Origin of the sequence: Pseudomonas sp. 02C 26 (assembly GCF_002843585.1) — a bacterium.
GTDB classification, from domain to species: domain Bacteria; phylum Pseudomonadota; class Gammaproteobacteria; order Pseudomonadales; family Pseudomonadaceae; genus Aquipseudomonas; species Aquipseudomonas shirazensis.
The window spans coordinates 523715-549975 of the sequence record NZ_CP025262.1; the positions used below are offsets into that span (position 1 = coordinate 523715).

20 protein-coding genes are annotated in these 26261 nt (G+C 64.7%); 13 read left to right on the forward strand and 7 right to left on the reverse strand.

Going from position 1 to position 26261, the window contains the following annotated elements:
* The first annotated feature begins 7 nt into the window (after nt 1-7).
* Nucleotides 8-1921 (forward strand): arginine decarboxylase, encoded by a 1914-nt coding sequence (gene speA / locus CXQ80_RS02305; protein WP_101316098.1) that lies wholly within the window; start codon nt 8-10, stop codon nt 1919-1921.
* Between the two features lie 203 nt (nt 1922-2124).
* On the opposite strand, the gene CXQ80_RS02310 is transcribed toward speA, so the two are convergent.
* The gene (locus tag CXQ80_RS02310) at nt 2125-3462 is read right to left on the reverse strand and encodes an MATE family efflux transporter (protein WP_101316100.1); all 1338 of its coding nucleotides are present in this window, start codon (nt 3460-3462) and stop codon (nt 2125-2127) included.
* Nucleotides 3463-3640: 178 nt separating this feature from the next.
* On the opposite strand from CXQ80_RS02310, the gene CXQ80_RS02315 reads away from it, so the two are divergent.
* Nucleotides 3641-8542, forward strand: coding sequence for an alpha-2-macroglobulin (locus tag CXQ80_RS02315; RefSeq protein WP_101316102.1), 4902 nt, complete (start codon nt 3641-3643; stop codon nt 8540-8542).
* A gap of 162 nt (nt 8543-8704) precedes the next feature.
* Here CXQ80_RS02315 and CXQ80_RS02320 read toward each other — a convergent pair whose 3' ends face one another.
* A complete protein-coding gene (locus CXQ80_RS02320) occupies nt 8705-8998 on the reverse strand; it encodes a hypothetical protein (RefSeq protein WP_101316104.1) in 294 nt (97 codons plus the stop codon).
* Between the two features lie 59 nt (nt 8999-9057).
* Between CXQ80_RS02320 and pbpC the strand changes: the two genes are divergently transcribed.
* A complete protein-coding gene (pbpC, locus tag CXQ80_RS02325; RefSeq protein ID WP_101316106.1) occupies nt 9058-11418 on the forward strand; it encodes a peptidoglycan glycosyltransferase PbpC in 2361 nt (786 codons plus the stop codon).
* 50 nt (nt 11419-11468) lie between these two features.
* On the opposite strand, the gene CXQ80_RS02330 is transcribed toward pbpC, so the two are convergent.
* Both CXQ80_RS02330 and CXQ80_RS02335 read right to left on the reverse strand, forming a co-directional pair.
* Entirely contained in the window at nt 11469-11876 is a 408-nt protein-coding gene (locus CXQ80_RS02330) for a response regulator (protein WP_101316108.1), read from the reverse strand.
* 52 nt (nt 11877-11928) lie between these two features.
* Entirely contained in the window at nt 11929-12111 is a 183-nt protein-coding gene (locus tag CXQ80_RS02335; protein ID WP_101316110.1) for a Flp family type IVb pilin, read from the reverse strand.
* Between the two features lie 286 nt (nt 12112-12397).
* Here CXQ80_RS02335 and cpaB point away from each other — a divergent pair, with 286 nt between their 5' ends.
* The 8 genes from cpaB to CXQ80_RS02375 are packed head-to-tail and all read left to right on the forward strand — an operon-like array spanning nt 12398 to nt 19785.
* Nucleotides 12398-13333 (forward strand): Flp pilus assembly protein CpaB, encoded by a 936-nt coding sequence (gene cpaB, locus CXQ80_RS02340; RefSeq protein ID WP_101316112.1) that lies wholly within the window; start codon nt 12398-12400, stop codon nt 13331-13333.
* 18 nt (nt 13334-13351) lie between these two features.
* Nucleotides 13352-14584 carry a type II and III secretion system protein family protein gene (locus CXQ80_RS02345; protein ID WP_101316114.1) on the forward strand — a complete coding sequence of 411 codons (1233 nt, stop codon included), beginning with the start codon at nt 13352-13354 and terminating at the stop codon, nt 14582-14584.
* Nucleotides 14581-15771 (forward strand): pilus assembly protein, encoded by a 1191-nt coding sequence (locus CXQ80_RS02350; RefSeq protein WP_101316116.1) that lies wholly within the window; start codon nt 14581-14583, stop codon nt 15769-15771. The genes CXQ80_RS02345 and CXQ80_RS02350 overlap by 4 nt, the downstream gene beginning before the upstream one ends.
* On the forward strand, nt 15768-17024 hold the full coding sequence (locus CXQ80_RS02355) for a CpaF family protein (RefSeq protein ID WP_101316118.1): 1257 nt from the start codon (nt 15768-15770) through the stop codon (nt 17022-17024). Before CXQ80_RS02350 ends, CXQ80_RS02355 begins: the two co-directional genes overlap by 4 nt.
* Nucleotides 17021-17902 (forward strand): type II secretion system F family protein, encoded by an 882-nt coding sequence (locus CXQ80_RS02360; RefSeq protein ID WP_101316120.1) that lies wholly within the window; start codon nt 17021-17023, stop codon nt 17900-17902. Before CXQ80_RS02355 ends, CXQ80_RS02360 begins: the two co-directional genes overlap by 4 nt.
* Entirely contained in the window at nt 17899-18792 is an 894-nt protein-coding gene (locus CXQ80_RS02365) for a type II secretion system F family protein (RefSeq protein ID WP_178080740.1), read from the forward strand. Before CXQ80_RS02360 ends, CXQ80_RS02365 begins: the two co-directional genes overlap by 4 nt.
* An 11-nt stretch (nt 18793-18803) precedes the next feature.
* Nucleotides 18804-19475 carry a tetratricopeptide repeat protein gene (locus tag CXQ80_RS02370; protein ID WP_101316122.1) on the forward strand — a complete coding sequence of 224 codons (672 nt, stop codon included), beginning with the start codon at nt 18804-18806 and terminating at the stop codon, nt 19473-19475.
* Nucleotides 19476-19524: 49 nt separating this feature from the next.
* The gene (locus CXQ80_RS02375; RefSeq protein WP_101316124.1) at nt 19525-19785 is read left to right on the forward strand and encodes a DUF3613 domain-containing protein; all 261 of its coding nucleotides are present in this window, start codon (nt 19525-19527) and stop codon (nt 19783-19785) included.
* Here the strand turns inward: CXQ80_RS02375 and CXQ80_RS02380 are convergent.
* Together CXQ80_RS02380 and CXQ80_RS02385 are read right to left on the reverse strand one after the other, a co-directional pair.
* Nucleotides 19782-20579 (reverse strand): response regulator transcription factor, encoded by a 798-nt coding sequence (locus tag CXQ80_RS02380; RefSeq protein WP_101316126.1) that lies wholly within the window; start codon nt 20577-20579, stop codon nt 19782-19784. The two genes, CXQ80_RS02375 and CXQ80_RS02380, sit on opposite strands and share 4 nt — an antisense overlap.
* A gap of 96 nt (nt 20580-20675) precedes the next feature.
* Complete coding sequence (locus tag CXQ80_RS02385) at nt 20676-21146, reverse strand: prepilin peptidase (protein ID WP_101316128.1); 471 nt, start codon at nt 21144-21146, stop codon at nt 20676-20678.
* Between the two features lie 75 nt (nt 21147-21221).
* On the opposite strand from CXQ80_RS02385, the gene CXQ80_RS02390 reads away from it, so the two are divergent.
* The gene (locus tag CXQ80_RS02390; RefSeq protein WP_101316130.1) at nt 21222-21665 is read left to right on the forward strand and encodes a TadE/TadG family type IV pilus assembly protein; all 444 of its coding nucleotides are present in this window, start codon (nt 21222-21224) and stop codon (nt 21663-21665) included.
* Entirely contained in the window at nt 21662-24298 is a 2637-nt protein-coding gene (locus tag CXQ80_RS02395) for a PAS domain-containing sensor histidine kinase (RefSeq protein WP_101316132.1), read from the forward strand. The genes CXQ80_RS02390 and CXQ80_RS02395 overlap by 4 nt, the downstream gene beginning before the upstream one ends.
* Here the strand turns inward: CXQ80_RS02395 and CXQ80_RS02400 are convergent.
* Nucleotides 24283-26232 (reverse strand): pilus assembly protein TadG-related protein, encoded by a 1950-nt coding sequence (locus CXQ80_RS02400; RefSeq protein WP_256585677.1) that lies wholly within the window; start codon nt 26230-26232, stop codon nt 24283-24285. The two genes, CXQ80_RS02395 and CXQ80_RS02400, sit on opposite strands and share 16 nt — an antisense overlap.
* Nucleotides 26233-26261 lie beyond the last annotated feature (29 nt).

Genomic DNA, 26261 nt, shown 5'->3' on the forward strand with positions numbered 1-26261 from the left:
GACTTGAATGTCCGTACGACGCACACGCAAAGACGATGGTAGCCAGTGGACCGTGGCCGACAGCCGCAGTGTTTATGGCATCCGCCATTGGGGCGCTGGTTATTTCGCCATCAATGAAGCCGGGCGCGTCGAAGTGCGCCCCAACGGCCCCGACAGTGCCCCCATCGACCTCTTCGAACAGGTTGACGAGCTGCGCCAGAGTGGCCTTTCGCTGCCACTGCTGGTGCGTTTCCCGGACATCCTGCAAGACCGCGTCCGCCAGTTGACCGGCGCTTTCGACGCCAACATCGCGCGCCTGGAATACCAGAGCGAGTACACCGCGCTGTACCCGATCAAGGTCAACCAGCAGGAAGCGGTGGTCGAGAACATCATCGCCACCCAGAACGTATCGATCGGCCTTGAAGCCGGCTCCAAGCCAGAGCTGCTGGCGGTGCTGGCGCTGGCGCCGAAGGGCGGCACCATCGTCTGCAACGGCTACAAGGACCGTGAGTTCATCCGCCTCGCGCTGATGGGCCAGAAGCTTGGTCATAACGTATTCATCGTTATCGAAAAAGAATCCGAGGTCGCCCTGGTGATCGAAGAGGCTGCCGAGCTCAAGGTCAAGCCACAGGTCGGCTTGCGCGTACGCCTGTCGTCGCTGGCGTCGAGCAAGTGGGCCGACACCGGCGGTGAGAAGTCCAAGTTCGGTCTGTCGGCGGCGCAGCTGTTGTCGGTGGTCGAGCGCTTCCGCGCTGCCGGGCTGGACCAGGGCATCCGCCTGCTGCACTTTCATATGGGTTCGCAGATCGCCAACCTGGCCGACTACCAGCATGGCTTCAAGGAAGCGATCCGTTATTACGGCGAGCTGCGTTCACTGGGCTTGCCGGTCGACCATATAGACGTTGGCGGCGGCCTTGGGGTCGACTACGACGGCACCCACTCGCGCAATGCCAGCTCGATCAACTATGACATCGACGACTACGCCGCCGTCGTGGTGGGTATGCTCAAGGAGTTCTGCGATGCGCAGGGCCTGCCGCATCCGCACATCTTCTCCGAAAGCGGCCGTGCCCTGACTGCGCACCACGCGATGCTGGTGGTGCAGGTGACCGACGTCGAGAAGCACAACGACGAAGTGCCGACCATCGACAACAAGGAAGCCCTGCCCGAGACCGTGCAATGGCTGGTCGACTTGCTCGGCCCAACCGATATCGAGATGGTCACCGAGACCTACTGGCGTGCCACCCACTACATGGGCGACGTCGCGGCGCAGTATGCCGACGGTAAACTCACCCTGTCGGAAAAGGCCCTCGCCGAGCAGTGCTACTTCGCCGTGTGCCGCCGCTTGCACAACTCGCTCAAGGCCCGTCAGCGCTCGCACCGGCAGGTGCTCGACGAACTCAACGACAAGCTTGCCGACAAGTACATCTGCAACTTCTCGGTGTTCCAGAGCCTGCCGGATACCTGGGCGATTGGCCAGGTACTGCCGATCCTGCCGCTGCACCGCCTGGACGAAGAGCCGCTGCGCCGCGCCGTGCTGCAGGACCTGACCTGCGACTCGGACGGCAAGATCAACCAGTACGTCGACGAGCAGAGCATCGAAACCAGCCTGCCGGTGCATGGTATCAACGAGGGTGAAGACTACCTGCTGGGGATCTTCCTGGTCGGTGCCTATCAGGAAATCCTCGGTGACATGCACAACCTGTTCGGTGACACCGACTCGGTGAACATCTACCAGAACGCCGACGGCAGCGCCTACCACGCCGGGATCGAGACCCACGACACCATCGAGGACATGCTGCGCTACGTGCACCTGTCGCCGGAGGAGTTGATGACTCACTACCGCGACAAGGTCGCCAGCGCCAAGATCACCGCCCGCGAACGCACCCAGTATCTGGATGCGCTGCGGTTGGGCCTGACCCGGTCTTCGTACCTGTCGTCGTAATGTACAAAAGGGGCCGCTAGCAGCCTTTGCTGCACCTGAGACTTTGGGGCCGCTGCGCGACCCTTCGCGGGCAAGCCCGCTCCCACAGGGCTGTATGTGACCCCTGTGGGAGCGGGTTCACCCGCGAAGGGCCGCAGAGCGGCCCCAGCTGCCCTAGTGGATATGGTCATCCTCGAATTGGCCGTTGAAAAGATCGCCCTAAATCACCCCAACCACCGCCCCTCTCGCTGCATCCGCCAGCCAACCCACCCCAGCGTCACCCCGCGCAACGCCATGAACCCAAGAAACGCCAGCCACAATCCATGATTGCCATACCCGCTGGCCATCCACGCCAACGGCGCCGCCAGCAGCAAGCTCAGCAGCATCGCATTGCGCATCTCACGCGCGCGGGTCGCGCCGATGAACAGGCCGTCGAGCAAGTAGCTCCACACGGCAATCAGCGGCAGCACTGCCAGGTACGGCAGGTACGGATAGGCCGCCTCGCGCACGCTGGCGATGTCGGTTTGCAGGTTGATGAACAAATGCCCGCCGAGCAGAAACAGCCCGGCAAAACCAATACTGACAATCAGCGACCAGCCGCCGGCGACTACCAGCGAGCGGCGCAGGGTCTGCCGGTCGCGGGCGCCGATGGCGTGACCGCACAGCGCTTCAACCGCATGGGCGAGCCCGTCGAGGGCATAGGCAGTCAGCAACAGGCCATTGAGCAGCAGGGCATTGGCCGCCACCGTCGCTTCACCGAGGCGTGCGCCTTGCACCGTCAGCAGCAGGAACACCAGCTGCAACGCCAGGCTGCGCAGGAAGATATCGCGGTTGACCGAAAGCAGCGGCCGCCAGGCCTGCCAGCGGCGCAGTGCCGCCCAGGCGAGCTGCCCAGGATAGCGGCGTAACGCCGGTCGGGTCAGGGCCAGGCCGAGCAGGGCGGCGCTCCATTCGGAAATCACCGAAGCCCGCGCCGAGCCAATCACGCCCCAGTCCAGGCCCAGCACGAACCACAGATTGAGCGCGATGTTGAGCAGGTTGGTGGTCAGCAGGATCGCCAACGGCGCGCGCGCGTTCTGCGTGCCGAGAAACCAGCCGACCAGAGCGTAACTGGCCAAGGCTGCCGGCAAACCGAGCAACCGAGTGTGGAAGAAATCTTCGGTGGACTGATGCAGCGCCGCACTTGGGTTGATTACCTGCAACGCCAGTTGGCTGAAGGGTAGTGCCAACACCCCGATCAGCGCGGCAAAACCCAGTGCCAGCAGCAATCCCTGCACCAGCACTTGGCGTAGCGCCGCGCCATCGTTGCGCCCGGCGGCCTGGGCGGCGAAACCCGTGGAGCCCATGCGCAGGAAGCCCATCAAACCCACCATGAAGGTGAACAAGGTCGCGCCCACGGCCACCGCGCCGAGCTGATGCGCATGCGGCAGGTGGCCAATCACCGTGCTGTCGACCAATGCAACCAACGGCACCGAGATGTTCGAGAGGATCATCGGTGCGGCCAGCGCCCAGACCTTGCGGTGGGTCAGGCGGTGGCGCCAGTCGGCGGACAGCGGGGGCATACGGACTCCTGTTGCGATCAAGGCTGAGATTGGCGGGGCGCCGCCGAGGCTATTCTAGCGAGCTGCCCGGCCGCCCGTGCGAACAAGCTCGCAGTTACCACGCGACAGCAGGTAAGCCGCTGGCCGTTGCGCTATAGTTGCAGGCCTCAAGAACACGCTGCCCAAGAGTCTTCTCTCCATGTTCAACAAAGGATTGTTGCTGGCCTGCGCGCTGGCATTGCTCAGTGCCTGTGATTCCTCGTCGAAGGACACTACTGCCGCTGTCGAAAAGCCTGCGGCAACTGCGCCGGCCGAAGCCAAGGCCGCCAAACGGGAAGACCCGGCAGTGCTCGCCAAGCGCTACGCAGGCCGCGAGCTGACCGTGCTCGATGTCTCGGAAACCCAGCTCGACGGCGCCAGCGCGCTGTCGATCAGTTTCTCGGCGCCGCTCGATGCCAAGCAGGACTTCGCCAGCAAGGTGCACCTGGTCGACACCGTCAAAGGCAAGGTGGACGGCGCCTGGGAGCTTTCCGACAACCAGATGGAATTGCGCCTGCGCCACCTTGAACCGCAGCGCAAGCTGGTGCTGACCCTGGACAAGGGCCTGCTCGCGGTGAATGGCAACAGCCTGGCGGCCGAGTCGGTCAGCCGCCTGGAAACCCGCGACATGCAGGCCACCATCGGCTTTGCCAGCCGAGGCTCGTTGCTGCCGACGCGCCTGGCCGAAGGCCTGCCGGTGATTGCCCTGAACGTCGACAAGGTTGATGTCGAGTTCTTCCGCATCAAGCCGGAGATGCTCTCGACCTTTTTGGTCAACTGGGGCCGCAACAGCAGCCTGTACTACTACCAGTCCAAAGAAACCCTGGACATGGCCGAGTTGGTCTACGGCGGGCGCTTCGACCTCAACCCTGCCCGCAACACCCGCGAGACTGTGTTGCTGCCGATTGCCGGGATCAAGCCACTGCAGGAGCCAGGCGTATACTTGGCGGTGATGCGTGCATCTGGCACCTATGACTATTCCCAGCCAGCAACCCTGTTCACCCTGAGTGATATCGGCGTCTCGGCGCACCGTTACCGTGACCGCCTGGATGTGTTCGCCCAGGCACTGGAAGGCGGCAAGGCGCTCAGTGGCGTCAACCTTGAACTGCACGACGACAAGGGCAAGCTGCTGGCTCAGGCCAAGACCGACAGTGATGGCCATGCCCAGCTGCCGATCACCGACAAGGCCGATACCCTGATCGCCACCCAGGGCGTGCACACCACTCTATTGCGGCTCAATACCGCCGCCCTCGACCTGGCCGAGTTCGACATCACCGGGCCGCAGGCCAACCCGCTGCAGTTCTTCGTGTTCGGCCCGCGTGACCTCTATCGCCCGGGCGAGACCGTGCTGCTCAATGGCCTGTTGCGTGATCAGGATGGCAAGCCGGTCAAGGCGCAGCCAGTCAGCGTCGAGGTGCGCCGGCCAGATGAGCAGGTCAGCCGCAAGTTCGTCTGGGAGGCCGATGCCAATGGCCTCTATCAATATCAGCTGCAACTGGCGAGCGAGGCTCCGACCGGTCGCTGGCAGTTGCTGCTCGATCTCGGCGGTGGCCGTAAGCAGGTTTTCGAGATCCTCGTCGAAGACTTCCTGCCCGAGCGTCTGGCGCTTGAACTCAAGGGCAGCGCCACCCCGCTGAGCCCCGAGCAGACCGCGCAGATCAAAGTCAATGGCCGCTACCTGTATGGCGCCCCGGCAGCGGGCAACCGCCTCAGTGGCCAGGCCTACGTGCGGCCGCTGCGTGAAGCAGTGCCGGCGTTGCCCGGCTACCAGTTCGGGTCGATAACCGAAACCGAGCTGAGTCAGGATCTGGAGCTGGACGAAGTCACCCTCGACCAGGCCGGCAAGGCCACCATCGACATCGAAAGCCGCTGGAGCGAGGCCCGTTCGCCGCTGCAGTTGAGTGTGCAGGCCAGCCTGCAGGAGTCCGGCGGCCGACCGATTACCCGCCGCCTTGAGCAACCGATCTGGCCGGCCGAGCGCCTGCCTGGCCTGCGCGGTTTGTTCGACGGTGAAGAAACCGATGGCGATGGCCCGGTCGAATTCGAAGTGCTGGTAGCCGACCGCAACGGTGCCAAGCTGGCCGCCGACGACCTCAAGGTGCGGCTGATCCGCGAGCGCCGCGACTACTACTGGAACTACTCGCAGAGCGACGGCTGGAGCTACAACTACAACGAGAAGTACCTGACCCAGAGCGAAGAGACCGTCAGCGTCAAAGCCGGCTCCACCGCCAAACTGAACTTCCAGGTCGAGTGGGGCCCGTACCGGGTCGAAGTTGAAGACCCGCAGACCGGGCTGGTGTCCAGTGCACGCTTCTGGGCCGGTTACCGCGCTCAGGACAATGCTGAAGGCGGCGCGGTGCGCCCGGATCAGGTCAAGCTCGCCCTGGACAAACCGTCCTATGCCGACGGTGCCACGGCCAAGGTCACGGTCACGCCGCCTGCAGCCGGCAGCGGCTACCTGATGATCGAATCCAGCGATGGGCCGCTGTGGTGGCAGGAAATCGACGTGCCCGCCGAAGGCAAGACCTTCGACGTGCAGTTGGACAAGAAGTGGGCGCGGCATGACCTGTACATCAGTGCGCTGGTGATTCGCCCAGGTGAGCGCAAGGCCAACGCCACGCCAAAACGCGCGGTCGGCGTGCTCCATCTGCCACTGGATCGGACCGAGCGCAAGCTGGCTCTGACCCTGCAGACGCCCGAGAAGATGCGTCCCAAGCAGCCTTTGACGGTCAAGTTCAAGGCTACCGCTGCCGACGGCAGCGTGCCTAAACAGGTGCATGTGCTGCTCAGCGCAGTGGATGTCGGCATCCTCAATATCACCGACTTCAAGACCCCTGATCCTTTCGCCAGCCTGTTCGGGCGCAAGGCCTATGGTGCTGACCAACTGGATATCTATGGCCAGTTGATCGAAGCCGGGCAGGGCCGTCTGGCCAGCCTGGCCTTTGGTGGTGACGCCGCGCTGGCCAAGGGCGGCAAGCGGCCCAATACCACGGTGACCATCGTTGCCCAGCAGAGCCTGCCGGTGACCCTCAACGACAAGGGCGAGGGCGAAGCAACGGTCGATATCCCCGACTTCAACGGTGAACTGCGGATCATGGCCCAGGCCTGGAACGACGAGCAGTTCGGCATGGCCGAAGGCAAGACCGTGGTCGCCGCGCCGCTGATCGCCGAGCTGTCGGCACCGCGCTTCCTCGCCGGTGGTGACCGCACCAGCCTGGCGCTGGATCTGGCCAACCTGTCCGGGCGCGCTCAGCAGCTGACGGTCGAACTCAGCGGCGAAGGCCAGTTGAGCCTGGCGGCCGGCAGTCAGCAGAATGTTGCCCTGGCCGAGGGCCAGCGCAAGACGCTGATGATCCCGGTGCAGGCCTTGGGCGGTCTCGGCCAGGGCACCCTGCGCGTGCGTGTCAACGGCCTGCAACTGCCGGGTGAAGCCGCCAGCAGCTTTGAGCGTGAGTGGAAACTGGGCGTGCGCCCGGCTTATCCGGCGATGCTCAAACACTACCGCGTGGCACTCAAGGATCAGCCGTGGAGCCTGCCGGAGAGCGATCTGGCTGAGTTCGAGCCGGCCGGTCTTGAGGCCAGCCTGGCCCTGTCGAGCCGGCCGCCGCTGAACCTGGCCGAGCAGATCCGTGCGCTCGAGGCCTATCCCTATGGTTGCCTGGAACAGACCACCAGCGGCCTGTACCCGTCGCTCTATGCCGATGCCGAAAGTCTCAAGCGCCTCGGCATCAAGGGCGAGCCTGCCGATGTGCGCAAGCGCAAGATCGAGATGGGCATCGAGCATCTGTTGGGCATGCAGCGCTACAACGGTGGCTTTGGCCTGTGGAGCTCCGACAGTGAAGAAGAATACTGGCTGACCGCCTATGTCACCGACTTCCTCCTGCGTGCTCGCGAGCAGGGCTATGGCGTGCCGGCCGAAGCGCTGAAAAAGGCCAACGAGCGGCTGCTGCGGTACTTGCAGGAGCGCAATATGATCGAGGTCAACTACAGCGACAACGCCGAGCACACCCGCTTTGCCGTGCAAGCCTACGCCGCCTTGGTACTGGCGCGCAGTCAGCAGGCGCCGCTGGGTGCCCTGCGCGCAGTGTTCGAGCGCCGTAGCGATGCCGGTTCCGGTCTGCCGCTGGTGCAGTTGGCGGTGGCACTGGACAAGATGGGCGACAAGCCACGTGCTCAGCAAGCGCTGCAAGCGGGCCTGGCGATCAGCCGCGGCAAGGGCTGGATGGCCGACTACGGCAGTGCAGTGCGTGACCAGGCGTTGATCCTCGCCTTGCTCCAGGAAAACAACCTGGCCACCAATCAGGTCGATCAGCGCCTGTTTGCCTTGTCTGACGAACTGGCCGCCAACCGCTGGTTGTCGACCCAGGAGCGCAATGCGCTGTTCCTCGCGGGCCGCGGCCTGCTGGGTAAACCTGAAGGCAAGTGGCAGGCGCGGCTGGACAGCGCCGGCGAGGTGCGCGAGTTCAACAACGTCGAATCGGGGATGAAGCTCGAAGGGCCGTTACTGGCATCGCCGCTGACCTTGCAGAACCAGGGCAGCGACACCCTTTATCAGCAACTGACCCTGTCCGGTTACCCGCGCCAAGCGCCGCCGGCCAGCAGTAACGGTATGGAGATCCGCCGCGAGTACCTGGGCATGAACGGTCAGCCGCTGGATCTGCGCAATCTGCGTAGCGGTGAGCTGGTGCTGGTGCACCTGGCCTTGCGTGCTTCGACCCAAGTGCCGGACGCACTGGTGGTTGACCTGCTGCCGGCGGGCCTTGAGCTGGAAAACCAGAACCTGGCGCAGAGCGCAGCCAGCCTGGACAACGCCAGCAGTGCGGTGAAGGAATGGCGCGAGTCGATGCAGAACGCCAGCGTGGTGCATCAGGAGTACCGTGATGACCGCTATGTCGCTGCCCTGAAACTGGACAGCTACGGCACCACCCATCTGTTGTATCTGGCACGTGCCGTGACCCCGGGTACCTACCGGGTGCCGCCGCCGCAGGTGGAGTCGATGTACCGGCCCAATCTGCAGGCGGTGGGTGAGAGTCAGGGGGATATGACCGTCAAGGGCCGCTGAGGCGGGCTTTGTGCCTGGCTCGAGATCGCTGGGGCTGCTTTGCAGCCCTTTCGCGACACAAGGCCGCTCCTACAAGGACCGCGCCGCCCGGGCGTCACGCGCTCTGTGTAGGAGCGGCCTTGTGTCGCGAAAGGAGGGCGCAGCCCTCCCGGCAATCTCCAGTCAATGAATGATCCAGCTCATGACCCACAAGCCGAGCACCAGCCAGATGATCCCGGCGATGATCGAGGCCCGCATGAACGCGCGGATTGCCGAGTACAACAGTAGCAAACCGACGATCAAGGCGAGGATGCTGACCAGCGAGGTATCCATGCCCAGCGTGCGCGCCAGCCCGTCGATGAAATTGCCGCCGGCATTGGCCAGCAGATTGAACAGCCCGCTCAAGCCATCGACAATGAAGCGGATCACCGCCCCCAGTGCCTGCCCCAGCCATTCAAAAAAACCTTCTACATGCATAGTCGCGTCCTGATGATCATTCCAAGGCTTTGGCCATTACCTGGCCAGGTCGGTTCCCCATGCCAAGCTTAATACGCCCGCGCCATCGTGCGCTGCGTGTATTGCAAACCAGTATTGCCGGTGCACTGCTGCTGGTCGGCCTGCTCTGGCTGGCCGATCGCATCTGGCCGTTGCCGATGCCGACCGACGACCTTGCCCGGGTGGTCCTGGCCGAGGACGGTACGCCGCTGTGGCGCTTTGCCGATGCCGATGGCGTATGGCGTTATCCGGTCAGCCCCGATGAAGTGTCGCCGCTGTACCTGCAAGCGCTGCTGACCTACGAAGACCGCTGGTTCTATCGCCATCCCGGGGTCAACCCGCTGGCCCTGGCGCGGGCTGCCTGGCTCAACCTCAGCGGCGGCCGCGTGGTGTCCGGCGGCAGCACCCTGTCGATGCAGGTAGCGCGCCTGCTCGATCCGCATGAGCGGACCCTGGCTGGCAAGTCGCGACAACTGTGGCGCACGTTGCAGCTGGAATGGCACCTGTCGAAGCAGCAGATCCTGCAGATCTACCTGAACCGCGCTCCTTTCGGCGGCACCCTGCAAGGGGTGGCGGCGGCTAGCTGGGCTTATCTCGGCAAGTCACCGAAACAGCTCACGCCAGCCGAAGCCGCCTTGCTCGCGGTGCTGCCCCAGGCCCCCAGCCGGCTGCGCCCAGACCGTCATCCGCAGCGTGCGCAGCAGGCCCGCGACAAGGTCTTGCAGCGCCTCGGCGAGTATCAGGTATGGTCGGCTCAGCAAGTCGCCGAAGCCCGAGAAGAGCCGTTGCTGCTCGCCCCGCGGCAGGAGCCGGCACTGGCGCCGCTGCTGGCCCGCAGGCTGAACACGGCGAACAGCCCGCCGCTGATCCGCACCACCCTGGATGCCTCGCTGCAGCGCCGGCTCGAAGACTTGCTGCTGGGCTGGCGCGCACGCCTGCCGGAGCGCACCTCGGCGGCGATTCTGGTGGTCGAGACACAAACCATGGCCACCCGTGCCTACATCGGCTCGATCGACATCGGCGATGCCCGCCGCTTTGGTCATGTCGATATGGTGCACGCCCTGCGCTCGCCCGGCTCGACCCTGAAACCGTTCCTGTATGGCATGGCCCTGGACGACGGCCTGATCCATTCCGAATCCCTTCTGCAGGATGTGCCGCGGCGCTATGGCGACTACAGGCCGGGCAACTTCTCGATGGGTTTCAGCGGCCCGGTGTCAGCCAGCTCGGCGCTGGCGTTGTCGCTCAACCTGCCCGCCGTGCAACTGCTCGAAGCCTACGGCCCCAAACGCTTTGCCGCGCAGATGCGCATGGCTGGTATGCCGTTGATACTGCCGCCACTGGCCGAGCCCAACCTGTCGCTTATCCTCGGTGGCGCCGGCAGCCGGCTGGAAGATCTGGTCGGCGGTTATGCAGCCTTGGCCCGGGCCGGGCAGAGTGCCCAGGTACGCTTGCAACCGCAGGATCCGCTGCTCGAACGGCGGCTGTTGTCGCCCGGTGCGGCGTGGATCATCCGGCGGATTCTCAGCGGCCAGGCACGGCCCGACCGCGATCCGCACGCCGAACTGGTGCAGCGCCCGCAACTGGCCTGGAAGACCGGCACCAGCTATGGCTTTCGAGATGCCTGGTCGGTCGGGGTCGGCCCGCGCTACCTGATCGGGGTATGGATCGGCCGCCCGGATGGCACCCCGGTGCCTGGCCAATTCGGCCTGGCCTCGGCGGCGCCGCTGATGCTGCAAGTGCACGACCTGCTGAGCAACCGCGACAGCCAGCGCGGTATTCGCCCACCGGTGGAGCAGGTGCCGGCGTCGGTCGGGGTGGCCGCGATCTGCTGGCCGCTCGGCCAGCCCATGCCGCGCCAGGACGCCAACTGCCGGCGCCAGCGCTTCGCCTGGACCCTCGACGGCACCACGCCGCCGACCTTGCAGGCGGCAGACCAGCCGCTCGGCCTGGGCCTGCGCGACACGGTCTGGGTCAACCTGCAGGGGTTGCGCGTAGATGCCAGTTGCCCAGGTGCCACGGCGCAACAGATCGCGCTCTGGCCTGCGCCACTGGAACCTTGGCTGGCGCGGGTCGAACGGCGCGCGGCCCGGCTGCCGGCAATTGACCCGAGCTGCCCGCCGCAGGTGCCCGCCAGCGCGCCGCCGCTGTCGATCGTCGGCGTGCGCAACGGCGACAACCTGCGCCGCCCAAGGACCAGCAGCGAGCCGTTGCAACTCTATGTCTCGGCACTGGGCGGTGGTGGCCAACGCTGGTGGTTCCGCAACGGCCAGCCGCTGGGCGAAACGTCCGGTCAGGACAGCCTGCTGGTGCGCTTTGAGCAGGTCGGGCGGGTCGAACTGAGCGTGCTCGATGAAAGCGGCGAGACGGCGCGGGTGGAATTTCAGGTGGATGCCGGTGGCTGAGGGCTGATCAGCGTGCCGTACGGGTCATCGAAGGTATATCGGTCGCGGCGCTAGCCGACCGACTGCATGCGTGGCTTGGGGAACAGGTTATCCAGGGTTTCCAGCAGGCGGGCGTGATAGATCGGCTTGCGGAACAGGTCCAGCACATGCAGGCGCAGCAGGTCGCTGACATCGTCCATATCGGCATGCCCGGACATCACGATCACCGGCAGGTGCTGGCGTGCCGTGTGATCGCGCAGGCGTTTGATCAAGGCGATGCCGTTCTCCTCGGGCATGCGCAGGTCGGTGATCACCAGAGCCATGTCCGGGTGCTGTGTGAGCAGCACCAGCGCGGCCTTGACCGAGTTGGCGGTATGGCAGGTGAACCCCTCGTTCTCGAGTAACTCGGCCAGCTCCAGCAGGGCCTCTTCCTCATCGTCGACCAGAAGAATCTGTTGACGCAAGGAAGAAGTCAGCATGGAACGCTCCTGGTCGCTTGAGAGTGCGCAGCAGAATTGAGGGTTGGGCCACTCAACGGGTAATTGCAGTCTGGATGGTCGTCATCAAGGCCGTTACCTGGGTCGATATCGGCGTGACGAACGCCGCCAGCGCTACGGCCACCATCGCCGCGATCACTGCGTACTCGATACCCGAGGCGCCGTCCTTGCTTTCGATAAAGGTTTTGCAGCGGGTATAGATCTTCAACAGCAACATGGCACATCTCCTTGCGCGGTGGGCGCCGGTGGCGGGGCGGCGTGCAGTGATACCCCTTTGCCATCAGAGCATCGTCAAACTGTGCAGACCTGCAAATGTAAGAAGGCGTTAACTACAAAGTATTAGGTTTGAACAGCTGCGCTAAACCCCTGTTTTTGTTAAGCGTCAATTTGCCGGCTGCAAATCTCCCCCCGTATTCATGGCGAAATAGCCGCTCTGCGCTACCGTGCAATAGCGAAATAGTTACTTTTGGCCATCATGGTTTTCCAGGGACAGGAGAGCGTTAATGAGCAGTCGCTTGACCATGATCCTCGCCGGTCTGTTCCTGCTGGCAGCACTGCTCGCCGGCTATTGGGGGCTGATGCTGAGCCGCCCGGCCGAGCCTGTCTCCGCACCGCCGGTGGTCGAGACCAGTGCACCGCCAGTTGCGGCGCCGGCGCCCTTAGCCGTGCCGGAGCCTACGCGTTTCCCCATCGTGATCATGGCTCGGCAGGTCCCGGCCAACACCCCACTCACCGCTGAAGATGTGCTGATCGAGCGATTGCAGGTAGTCCCTGCTGGCGCCTTCAGCCAGCTCGACCAAGTGCTCGGGCGCAGCAGCGCGCGCCCCTTGCCGCAGGGTTTGTGGCTGGATGAACAAAGCTTTCAGAGTGGTGGCCCGCTGGCGCGGATGATCCGTCGACATGAGCGCGCCGTCGCCCTGGCGGTAGACGATGTGATCGGTGCGGCAGGGCAGTTGCGCCCGGGGGATTACGTCGATGTGCTGCTGTTTCTGCGCGAAGAAAACAACAACCCACAGGCGTCGGCGCAAGTCGTGCTGCCCGCGCTGCGGGTGCTCAGCGTCGGTGACCAGACCGGCCTGGCCAATGACGGCCGACCTGCGCAAAGCGCCGATGAGCAGCAGGCGCGGCGCGATGCGCTGGGCACGGGTGGCACGCGCACCGTGGCCCTGGCCGTGCCCGAGGCGCTGGCCAGTCGGCTGATGCTCGCCGCCCAGGCCGGCACCTTGCGCCTGGCAGTGCGCAGCGCCGATGAGCAGCTGCTGGCCGGCTACTGGGCCGAGCGCCAGGCCGAGTCGCAGTTGCAAAGCGCCAACCGCGAGCTGTTCCGGTTCAGTCAGTTGTCGCAGGTGCCGCCAGCCAAGGCCGCGCCCAGCGGCGCTGTGGCCGGCATGCAGATTATTCGTGGCGCCCACAACCAAGCGCCAGCAGACACCCCCTGACCCAGCAAGGATGCAGCCATGGGTAGTTCCTCGCGGTTATTCACTCCGTTGTGCCTGGCGTTGACGCTGCTCGGCGCCGCGCCTTGTGCGCAAGCGGCTGACAAAGGCTGTGCCGCGGTGGCCGAGTTGCCCTCGGTGATCGAGATGGACCAAGGCCTGCAGCAGGAGCTGCGTCTGCCGCTGGCCATCAGCCGGGTGGCCGTCGGCGAACCCAAGGTGGCCGACGTGCAGGCCAGCGGCCCGCGCGCGGTATTGCTGACGGCGCTGGCGCCTGGCAGCACCAGCCTGATGCTGTGGACTGCCTGCGCGGCGACGCCGCACCGGGCGATGTTGTTCGTCAAAGGCAGTGCCTCGGTGGACATGGCGCTGCCCTCGCAGGATGAGCAACTGCCGATCCAGGTACAGGCCGACATCCGCTTTGTCGAAGTGCATCGCAGCAAATACAAGGAAGCCGGCGCGCGGTTGTTCTTCAGTGGATCGAACAACAGCCTGATCGGCTCGCCAGGCAGTGTGCCGGGCGTCAATGTCTCGCCGGGCAACGTGCCGGTGGCGCGGCCGCTGATCCCGCTCAACGACAATGTCTTCAACATCGTTTGGGGTGGCGGCAGCAGCCGCTTTCTGGCAGCCATCAGCGCGCTGGAAAACAGCGGGTTCGCCTACACCCTGGCCCGTCCCAGCCTGACCGTGCTCAGCGGCCTGACCGCAAGTTTTCTCGCCGGTGGTGAAATCCCCATCCCGGTGCCGAGCGCCGGCAGCGACAACGTGTCGATCGAGTACAAGGAGTTCGGCGTGCGTCTGGCGCTGACGCCTACGGTGATCAGCCGCGACCGCATCACCCTCAAGGTGGCACCCGAGGTCAGCGAGCTGGACTACAACAATGCCGTGAATATCGCCGGTACCTTGGTGCCTGGGCTGAGTGTGCGGCGTACCGACACCAGCATTTCGCTGGCCGATGGCGAGAGCTTCATCATCAGCGGGCTGGTCAGCAGCAATACCCGCTCCTCTGTAGACAAGCTGCCAGGACTCGGCAACCTGCCTGTGCTTGGTGCGTTCTTTCGTCAGTCGGCACTGGTGCGTGAAGAGACCGAACTGCTGATGATCGTCACCCCCCATCTGGTCCAGCCCCTGGCCGCCAACGCCCGACTGCCGGAGCTGCCCGGCGAAAGTCTGCGCAGTTACGACCCCAGCTGGGGCCGCTTGTTTTTCATGGAAAACGGCAACTTCGACGGCCGTAGCGGGTTATCACGATGACTGACAGCCTCAACCAGACCTACCTGGCGATCACCCGCAATGAAGAAGACCTGCACTGGTTGCAGGGCGCCTTGGCACCGCTCGGCCAGGTCATCGGCGCCAGCGGCGGCAGCCTCGATGAACTGCTGGCACTGGTCGACGTGACCTTCAGCAACCTGGTGTTCATCGGCCTGGACCGTGAGCAGTTGGTCAACCAGTGCGCGCTGATCGAAGGCGTACTCGAGGCCAAGCCGATGCTGGCCATCGTTGCCCTTGGCGACGGCATGGACAACCAGCTGGTGTTGCACGCCATGCGCGCCGGAGCGCGTGACTTCGTTGCCTACGGCTCGCGCTCGAGTGAAGTTGCCGGGCTGGTGCGGCGCCTCGGCAAACGTCTGCCGGCGGTGTCCAGCAACCCCAGCCTGGGCGGCCTCACTGTGCTCTATGGTGCTCAGCGCGGCGCTGATGGGGCCTTGCTCACCACCCATCTGGCGCGGGTAGTCCAAGACAGCGGCCAGCAGACCCTGCTGCTCGACCTGGGCCTGCCGCGTGGCGACAGCCTGGCGCTGCTCGGGCTGGAAGCCTCGTTCTTTTTTGGCGACGCCTTGCGCCACCTGCGGCGCCTCGACACCTCATTGATCGACAGCGCCTTCAGCCGTGACAACAGCGGTCTGCGCATTCTGGCCTACGCCGACACCGACGAGCCCTTGCGTAATACCAGCGCAGCCGAGCTGTACATGCTGCTCAGCGCCCTGCGCCAGCACTTTCAGCATATCGTCGTCAACCTGACCGGGCAGGCCGACAGCGAAGCCCTGCGCACCATCATCAGCCACTGCGACAAGCTGATCGTGTATACCGACCAGAACATCCTCGACTGCCGGCGCAACCTGGACGTGCTCGATCAATGGCGCGACCGCGGCATCAAGCTGGAGCACGCCAGCCTGCTGGTCGACTGCTACCTGCGTAACCTGGCGCCGGATGCCGATGCCCTGGCCAAGCGCTATGGCTTACCGCTGCTCAAGGCACTGCCGTACAGCCCGGAGCTGCGCCTGAATGCCAAGAATCAGGGCTTGAGCCTGTTCGAGCTGGCCCCGCGCGAGGCCCTCACGCAAGCCTTGCACAGCCTTGGCGAGCGCCTGGCGCATCGCTCCGAGAGCCTTGAGCGACCGACCCTGACCTGGCTGCGCCGCCTGTGGTGGAGCAAATGAGCGGCGACGAACTGTTCGGCGGGCCACGCCATGCTGCAGCTGAACCGCAGGCGCTCAAGCGCGCCCTGCACCGGCATGTGATCGACAGCATCGAAGACAGCGGCCGTAGCCTGCTCGAAGGCGCCCGGCCGGCGCTGACCCAGTTCGTCTACGAGCAGGTCGGCGACTATGTCGCGCGCCTGCGCCTGGCCCTTTCGCGTTATGAAATGGAGCGCATGGCCGAGGAACTGGTCGATGAGCTGACCGGATATGGCCCGCTGGAGGTGCTGCTGCGCGACCCCAGCGTGACCGAAATTCTGGTCAACGGGCCGCACCGGGTATTTGTCGAACGCGCCGGTTTGCTGCAATTGACCGACCTGCGCTTCATCGATGCGCAGCATGTCGAGCGGGTCATGCAGCGTATTCTTGCGCCACTCGGGCGGCGCCTGGATGAATCATCGCCAATGGTTGATGCGCGCCTGCCGGATGGCAGCCGGGTCAACGCGATCATCCCGCCGGTGGCGCTGGATGGCCCGTGCCTGTCGATTCGCAAGTTTCGCAGCGACATGCTCAAGGGCGCCGACCTGCTCGCCACTCGGGCCATCGACCAGGCCATCTTCGACTTCCTCGAACGGGCGGTGGGCCGGCGCTGCAATATCCTCGTCAGCGGCGGTACCGGTACCGGCAAGACCACCCTGCTGAATATCCTCAGCCAAATGATCGCACCGCAGGAGCGTCTGGTGACCATCGAGGATGTGGCCGAACTGCAATTGCATCACCCCCATGTTGTGCGCCTGGAGACGCGCCCGCCGAATGTCGAAGGGCATGGCGAGATCAAGTCCAGCGAGCTGATCCGCAACGCCCTGCGCATGCGCCCGGACCGCATTCTGCTTGGCGAGATCAGGGGCGGCGAAGTGCTCGACGTGCTGACCGCGATGAACACCGGGCATGACGGCTCGATGAGCACGGTGCACGCCAACACCGCTCAGGACGCCTTGCTGCGGCTGGAGACGCTGGTCGGCCTGAGTGGTCGGCAGATTGCCGAGAAGACCCTGCGCCAGATGATCTGCGCCGCGCTCGACGTGGTCATCCAGCTGACCCGTCTGGCCGATGGCCGGCGCTGTGTCAGCGAGGTGCTGGAAGTGGTCGGGGTGCGCGACGACGTCTACGTCACCAACACCCTGTTCCGCCTCGACCGGCGCGGCGGCGATGTGTTCCTGCGCGATGCGCCGAACCCCGCCGGGGCCAAGCTGCGCAACGACGGTGCGCTGTGAGCGGGGCGCTGCTGCTGGCCCTGTCGCCCCTGCTGCTGGGGGTGGCACTGCTGCTGTTGCGCCAGGGCCTGTACAAGCGCGGCGAAGAGCGCACCTTGCTGCGCCTGGGCCGCGCCTTTCGCGCCGTGCACAGCAGCAAGGCCCGCCGTGACTGGTTTGATCCACTGCTGCAACGGGCAGGTTTCGACACCGCGCAGTTCAACCCCAAGCCGTGGCTGCTGGGCTGGCTGGCCGGGGTGATCGTCGCGCAACTGGCAGCGGGCTGGACGGCGGCACTGATGCTTGCGCTGAGTGTGCCTGTGCTGGGTCGGCTGTACCTGAGCTGGCGTTATCGGCGCCGGGTGCGTTTGATCATCGAGCAACTGCCCGGCCTGCTCGACTACAGCGTGCGCAGCCTCAAGGCCGGCCGCACGCTCAATGACGCTGTGCTCGGCGGTATCGATGGTACGCGCGAGCCGTTGCAGTCAGCCATGCAGCGGGTGCGCCGCAATGTGCGCCTGGGGGTGAGCCTGGACGTTGCCGTAAGCGAGCTGGCCGAGCTGTATGACCAGGCCGAGTTGCGCCTGTTTGCCATGGGCCTGCGCATCAATCAGCAGTACGGCGGCAATGCCAGCGAGCTGATGGAAAACCTGATCAAGTTGATCCGCGAGCGTGAGCAGGGCGCACGCCAGCTCAAGGCAATGACCGGCGAAACCCGCGTGACGGCATGCATTCTCGGCGCGCTGCCGCTGACCATGGTCGGCTATTTCTTGCTCGGTAATCCCAGTTACCTGCTGGGCATGTGGCGCGACAGTCAGGGCCAGATGCTGTTGTTGCTGGCATTTGCCCTGCAGTTGCTCGGCTGCCTGGTGTTGTGGCGCATGATGAGGAGCCTGTGAGCGCGGCCTGGCTGCTGTGCGCGCTGTGCCTGTTGGCCGGCTGCGGGCTGCTGGCTGCGCAGTTGCTGCGCCGGCTGCGCACGCGCTTGCTGATTGCCCGGCGCTTGCAGGGCCAGTTGGCGCGGCAAGAACGTTTTGGTGACTGGCTGCAATGGCTGGGTAGCAGTGGCCTGGGCCGGCGCCTGCAAAAGCTCGATGGCGAAACCCAGACCTTGCTCGATCGCCTGGGCTGGCGCCGCAGCCGCCAGCGCGCACTGTTTGCGGCGGTGCAACTGGGTCTGCCGCTGCTGGCGGTGGTGCTGGCGCTGCTGCTGCAGCATGGCGTGGACGGGGTTTGGGCTGGTCATTGGCTGGTGCTGCCGCTGTGCGCGTTGGGCCTGGGTTATCTGCTGCCCAAGCGATTTCTGGCGGTGGCCGCCGCGCGTCGTCAGCAGCGGATCGCCCACGAAATCAGCTTGCTGATCCCGTTGCTACGCATCCTCTTCGAGACCGGGCTGACCGTCGAGCAGGCGCTACGGGTGTTGAGCCAGGAAGGCCGCACGCTGGTGCCGCAGATCAGCGAAGAGTTGCGCATGATTCTGCAGCGGGTCGACTCCGGCCTGACCCTGGCTGGCGAGCTGGAGAAAACCGCTAACCTGCTGGCCGTCGACGAGTTCAGCGACACCTGCGTGATTCTGCGCCAGCTGCTGGTACAGGGCAGCGGCGCGTTGAAGTCACTGCTGGCACTGAAAACCCTGCTCGATGACCGGCGCCTGACATGCCTGCAAGAGCGTGTATCGAAGATGTCGGCAAAGATGTCGGCAGTGATGATGGTGTTTCTGTTCCCGGCCTTGCTGATCGTGCTGGCGGGGCCGGGTTTGACTGCGTTGGCACGGGCATTGGGCTCGTGAGGGGAGGGCTGATGAAGCGATTGATGGTACTGCTGGGCGTGCTCGCCCTGAGTGGATGCGCCGGGCAAGCGCCTGGCGGCCTGGCACAGATGCTCGGCAGTGGCGGTTGCGCCAAGCCGGACGCTGACCAGCAACTGGCGCTCAACCTTGCCGATGAAATGCTCAATGAAGGCCGCCCGCACGCGAGCCTGGCGCACCTGCAGGAGCTGCCTGACAGCCTTGCCCAGGTGCGCCTGCGCAAGGCCAAGGTGTCGCGCCTGCTTGGTCGCAGCGAAGCCGAGCCGTTGTACCGCAGCCTGCTCGGCGGCTGCCTGGCGGCCGAGGGCGAGCATGGTCTGGGCCAGTTGGCCTCGGCCCGCGGTGATGATGTGCAGGCGCTGCAGAACCTGCAGCGTGCCGTGCGCCTGGCACCGACCGATGAAAAGGTGCGCAATGACCTGGGCGTGGTGCTGATGAATCTGGGCCGGCATGAACAGGCCCGCTTCGAGTTTCTCACGGCGCTGGAGCTCAAGGACGACAACCAGTTGCCGGCAGTCAACCTGGTGACCTTGTCGCTCCTGCAGGACAACTGGCAGCAGGCGGCTGATCTGGTCGCTCGATTGCGCCTCAAGCCGCAGCAGTTCGCCGAGGCCCAGGCGCGGGCCAAGCAATTGCAGGCCATTGCGCGGGCGCCAGTCAGCTGATCGCCAACGCCAGCGGCGCTGGTAACCGGCCTATATGGAGACAGTCGTCATGCTCAAATCGTTGATCCTGCTTGCCTGCATCGCCTTCCCAATTGACGCGTTGGCGGCTGAAACAACCTATCCGCCGCCGGCCGAGACTGCCACCGAAGCACTGCTGCGGGTGCAGTCGAGCAATCAGCAGGCGTCGAGCAGGCCCCAGCAGCAGACTGCTCGCGAACGCGACCAGTCCATGCAGCGCTGGCTGGACAGCTACAAGTATCAGATCCCGGACTTCTTCCGCTGGGAGAAGGTCAGCTCCGAGAAAAACTAGTGGGTCGTGAAGCGCTGGTGCAGTGGTGACATACGCGGCGTCAGGGCCAGCGCCAGCTGGGTGCGGTTGTGCATGTGGGTCAGGCGCAGCACCTGCGAGACGTACAGCTTTACCGTGTTCTCGGTGATGCCCAGCTCGCAGGCAATCTGGTAGTTGGTCTTGCCCTTGCTCACCAGCTTGGCCACTTCCATCTGCCGTGGCGACAGCTTATCGAACACTGCCGGCAGCTCGCCCTCGCTTTCCGGCGCATCGCCAGCGCGGCGGTGCACACCCTGGCCACGGGCCTTTTCCAGGTCCTGATAGAGGTCATCGATCGAGTCGGCCAGATACTGCAGACGCTCATTCAACGTGCCCAGCTCGCGGAAGTTGCGCCGCCGCTCCAGCAGGGTCTGCTCCAGCCGGCGTACCCCCGTCAGCAACTCGTTCAGGTCCATTGGTTTCTGGTAGTAGTCAGCAAAGCCTTCGCGCAGGGCGCGGATGACGTCCTGCTTGTCGGCGCGGCCGGTCAGCATGATCGCCTCGAACATGCGCTGGCGCCCGGCCTGCTCCTTGAGTGCGCGCATCAGTTCGATACCATCTCGTTCTGGCATGTGCAGGTCACTAAGGATCAGGCCGATGCCATCGTCGGCCTGGAAACGCTCCAGCGCCTCAGCCGTCGAGTGAGCGGCAAAGCAGACATAGCCTTGCTCCTCGAGAAACTCACATAACTCTTCGACGATTATCGGCTGGTCGTCGACTACCAGTATTTTTACCTCGCTTACCGATTTGCTCACGATCAACTCCCTGTTCAACATGTGCCGCTCCAATGCAGACCTGCTCGTCCTATAGAAAGTAGGCTGACCTCGTGATTATGTACAAAGGCTGTACAACTTATGCGACAGCAGGTCGCGCTATTGGATCCATACAGATGCCAGGAGGAAGCCGACCAGCACGTAAGGGGCAAATGGCTGCTTGTCGCCAACCTGTTCGGCGAGGATCTGCAAGCGTTTTTTCACTTTGGGATTGAGCAGGCTCCACAACCGCCGACGTGTCAGCAGCCAGAGCAACACAGCCACGCCGGCGCCGATGAAGGTGCCGAGTACGTAGTAATGACTGGTGGCCAGAGCCAGGGCGCCCATCAGCTTGACGTCGCCCGCGCCGAAGCGCCCGAGCATATAGCCGGGCAAGGTCAACAGCATGACGATGGCCAGGGCCCAGCCGGCTTCACTGGCATCGGCGCCGATCCAGCTCTGGCCGGTGGCGAACAGCCAGGCCAGGGCGCAGGCAGCCACGCCCAGGGTGAGCGTGTTGGAAATCTGCCGTTCACGGACATCCTGTTCAGTACACAAGGCCAGCCACATCAAGACAACTATGCTGTGCATTGGCAAATCGCCATCCCTATTCGTTGAACACTTCTATGCTCAGAGGCAGGTTTCATAGTCAGGGTAGACGCGAACATGCAAGCAGGCCCGGCGGGACGGCAAAAAGGCGCAGCAGCCATCGAATTTGTCGCTGTATTCATGGTGTTTTTTGCAGTGTTCTACGGGCTGGTCAGCTATGCGCTACCGATGCTCATGCTGCAATCGTTCAATCAGGCCAGCAGCGAGGCGGTACGCCGCTGTGTGGCCCTCGACCCCACCAGTGCCTCGTATGCCACTGATGTGCAAAACGTTGCCCGGCAGGCCATCGACCAGCAACTGGCGTGGATGCCGGCGGCGCTGGGCTTTCGCTCGGCCACCGATGCCCAGGTCAGCCTGGCGGCGAACAAGCTGCTGACGGTGACCATCGACTATCCCCGTGAGCGCCTCACCGCGTTGGTGCCGGTGCTGCGCTTGCCCTTGATCGGCGAGGTGCCACGCCTGCCGACGCGGCTCAAGGCCGAAGCGAGCCTGCAATTATGAGCGGCCTGTTCGATCGTTGGCGCACGGCGGCCGAGCCGGCCGCAGACTATCACCCACCGCTGCCGATCGGCCTGCAGGTCTGGCTGGACGATCAAGCGCGGGTATTGCGCCTGGGCGGCCCGCTGCGCAGCGTGCTCGCTTTGCCCGCGCCGGGCGCTGGGCGACTGCACGATTACCTGCAGCGGCGCAGTTGGCTGGTGATCGAAGGGGCGCCGGCCGATTGGCAAGGGCAGCCACTGGACCTGGATTTTCATGGCGTGCTTGGCCAGCCATTGCACACCCGCGGCTGGCTGCTGCGCCAGAGCGAGGGCTGGATGCTGCAGCTGTTCGATATCGGTGACCTGCTGCACGAACACGCCAGCACGCAGCAGCAACAGGTCGAGCAGCAGCTTGCAGCCGATATCAGCCGTGCCCTGCGCGACTGCAGTGAAGCGCATCTGCAGCAAACCGTCAGCGAACAACTGCAGCGCCTGGCCGAGCACTGGCAAGCGGCCTCGCTGCAGTTGTTACTCTGCGACGATCAACGGTGGCGCAGCTACGCCCGCAGTGACGCAACCTGGCCCTGGCCTGACCCCAGCCGTTTGCAGCCGTGGTTGGCGCAGTTGCCCGCGCAGGGCTTGCTCGATGGCCCTGCGTCTGCCGAGTTGCAGGCGCTGTGTGCCGACCCCGGCCTATGCCTGCTGCCTTATCGGCAAGGGCCGCAGGTGCAAGCCTGGCTGCTGTGCGCCGGTGTCGCCACGCCGCTGCACGGCGAGCCAGCACAGGCCCTGATGCAGGCGCTGCTGCAACCGCTGCTGGGCCACCTGCACCACGCCCGCAGCGTGCATCAGGCGCGGCATCTGCAGCAGCTGCAGCAGCAGTTGGGCGCGGGTTGGTGGGAGTGGTCGCTGAATGGCCCGCTGCAGCTCGACCCATGCCTTGCCGCCAGCCTTGAGCTGCCTGCGCAAGTGAGCCTGGAGCAATGGTTGGCGCGGCTGCATCCGGCCGACCGCGAACCGCTGCAGTTGGCGCTTGAGCAAGCCTGGGCGGGCCGCGAGCTGAGTGTGAGCCTGCGCCTGCCGGGCACTGACGCACCGCGTTGGTTGCATTGGGCAGGGCAACTGCAGGGCCGCCAGTTGCGCGGCTTCATCCTCGACGTCAGTGCGCTCAAGGCCCAGGAGCTGCAAACCAGCGCCGCGCGGGCCCGGCTGGAAAACCTGATCGCCAGCTCGCCGGCAGTGATCTATGTGCAGCGCTGCAGCGACGGCGCGCTGCACAGCGAATTCTTCAGCGCCAGCTTGCAGCCCATGCTTGGCTGGGCGGCCGACAGCGAGCAGGCGCGCCAGCCTGGCCTGGCCGTGCACCCGGATGATCATGCGCTGTGGCTGCAACGCACCCGCGACCTGCTGCGCGAGGGTCAGGCCCGCTGCCGCGTGCGCCTGCGCGACAGCCGCGGCGGTTATCACTGGATTCTTGATGAAGCGCGCTTGCTGCGTGATGACCTCGGCCAGCCGCTGGAAGTTGTCGGCCTGTGGCTGGATGTCAGCGAGGCCACCGAAGCGGCTGAGCGCGTGCGCCAGAGCGAAGAGCGCTATCGGGTGCTGGTAGAAGACTCGCCCGCGATGATCTGCCGCTACCGGCCTGACCTGAGCCTGATGTTCGGCAACCGGCCACTGGCCGATTACCTGCAATGCACGCCGGAGCAACTGGTAGGGATGGATCTGGGGCAGTGGTTGTCGCCGGCGCAGCGCGCAGCGTTTGTCGAGCGGCTGCGGCAGCTGACCCCGGAGCAGCCGCTGAGCAGCAGCGAAATCTGTCTGCAGCTGCCCGGCCGCGAGCACGCCTGGTGGATCTGGGCCGACCGCGGCCTGTTCGACGAGCACGGCCAACTGCTGGAAATCCAGGCTGTCGGGCGCGACAACACCGAAGTGCGGCGCAGCCAGCAGCAACTGCTGCAAGGGGCCAAGATGGCGACCTTGGGTGAACTGGCGACCGGCCTGCTGCACGAGATCAATCAGCCGCTGAATGTCATCCGGATGGCCACCGTCAACACCATCAAGCGAGTGGAAAGCGGCCTGGCCGAAACCGACTACCTGTTGGAGAAGCTGCGCCGGATCGAAGCGCAGACCGATCGCGTGGCGCGGCTGGTTGACCATATGCGCGTGTTCGGCCGGCGCTCGGAGGTAGAGCGCGAGTGGTTCCCGGCCTGGGCCGCAGTGACTGCTGCGGTGGCGTTGCTCGATGAAGGCCTGCGCGGCAAAGGCGTGAGCGTGCAGGTCAGCGTGCCAGCTGAGCAGCCGCAAGTGCTTGGCCATCAGGATCAGCTCGAACAGGTGGTGATCAACCTGCTGGTCAACGCCCGCGATGCATTGCTTGGGCTGGGGCGGCGCGACGCGGCGATCAGCCTGCACCAGAGCCTTGAGCCGGGCAGCGTAGTGCTGTGGGTGCAGGATAACGGCGGCGGCATCGATCCCCAGCTGCATGAGCGCATCTTCGAACCGTTCTTCACCACCAAGCCTGCCGGCGTCGGTACCGGCCTTGGCCTGTCGGTCAGTCATGGCATCGTCAGCGCCATGGGCGGCAGACTGCAGGTGAGCAATCAGGGCGACGGTGCCTGTTTCTGTATTCGCCTGCCATGTCACAGCATCAGCTGAGCGCGGCCCCCGGCGCAGGTCAGGTTGGCGCCCACGGCCGCGTTGTTGAGGTCGATCCCGAGTACCTTCAGCAGGGCGTTGACCAACGGATCGAGGAGGGGGCTGAGCAGGCTTTTGATCACTGGCTCCAGCAGCAGCTTGACGCCGTCGAGCAGGCCGGCGGTCAGCACCAGAATGTCGCCCAGGGCGCTGTTGCTGGTGGGCTTGTAGGCCTCCAGATGAATCCCCATGAGGGTGTCGCTGAGGCTAGCGACCACCAGGGTGTCCGCCAACGGCAGATATGCCGGCGCCAGGCCGATGTTCGGCGGTTCGCTGCTGGCTTTGAACAATAACGGCAGGTCCAGCGGGCCGCTGCCGAGAACCTTGCTGTTGACCCGCACACCGATGCCGCCACCGGCATACGGCACCCGGGTGCCGCACGAGGGCGGCAGGATCAGCAGGCGGCTGCAATAGTTGGTACCGATGTCGATCAGCGGCAGCGCCTTGACTGCTGTGGTGCCTTGGGTGAAGAAAGTCTCAGGGGTATCGAATTTGCCAACCGCGATTTTTACCGCTGATTTGCGCGACGCTGTTTTCAGGCTCTTGGGTGAGCAACTGAACGCATCCGCCGCAGTGGGCGTGAGCATCGCGCTGGCCTCGGCCACTTCCAGGCCGATGTCGATGTGCAGCTTGTCTTCGAGCAGTTTGATGTCGCTGACCTTGCACGGTATCCCGAGCGCGCAGCCTACCGATTGCAGCGTGCCGGACAGATTGAGGCTGAGCAGATTGTTGAGGATATTGGTCAACGGCGCCGCCAGGTCGAGCACTGCATTGAGCAGCCCGGCGATGCCACCCAGCAGCGGCAGGTCAAGGGAGATCAGGGCCCGGATCTGCGCAGTGTGAACAGCCAGTTGATCCTTGCTCGGGTCGCCGATTGCCGAGATCTGCTGCGGCTCGATCACCTTGATGCGCACGCGGCCGTTGAGCAGCCCCAGTACGCTGAGCGGCAGATCGGCGGTTACCGCGCTGTCCCTGGCGGCCAGCTGGATCACCCCCTGCACCAGTTGCAGCAACTGGACGTTCGCATCCAGGCCGGCTTGGGCGGTGCCGTTCTTAATGTTCAGCAGTTCGCCCAGATTGAGCAGGGTACCGTTGGCGCTGCCGGCCGCCAGATTGCCCAGATTGGTCACTACATCCACTGCAGCGCCGCCTTGCTGCAAGACCTTGGCGGCGGCGTTGAGTAACTGGCTCAGGGTGGCGTCGGCGTTGAGCAGTTGCTGGTAGTCGCCGGCATTGACCTTGAGGTCGATGGCCAACTGATCGAGGTATTTGAGCAGGTTGATGTCTGTGTCGGCGATACCCTGCCAGCCGGCGAGGCTGAGCTGCGCACTACTGCCAAGCGCACTCAACAGGCCGTTGAGCAAGCTCGACTGACGCGAATCCAGGTTAACCAGGGTAGTGCGAATGCGCAGCATGGCCTGGGCGGGGAGGGGCTTGGCCGCCACGGCGCTGGCGCGCAAGGTCGAGGTGGCTGGCAGCTGGCCGTTGCGCACCAGCGCGAACACGCCGCCGGCAATGCTGGTAGTGACCGTATGGCTGACATCAACCTTGATCACTTCGGCACGGGCATTGTTGCTGGTAAAGGCGCGCACGCTGTTGGCGCCGGTCTGCAGGTAGCCACAAAGCGCCTGCAGCGGATCCTCCGGCAAGTGGCCGTTGCGGGTCGCCGCAGCGCGGGCAATGGCGCTGGCTTGTGGGCCGCTGCCCGTGCACACGGCGGATTGGCCGGCGGCTTCCAGCGCCGCCATGTCGGCAATCCGCTGCAACTTGCGTTGCTCAAGATAGAGTCTGCCGCTGTCGACTACCAACAACAGAAACAGCAACGCCAGGCCGAGCGTCATCGCCGCCATCAGGCCGATTGCGCCGCGTTGGCGCAGGGCAGAACGCGTACCCACAGGCACTCCTTTGCCGACCTTCAGCCATG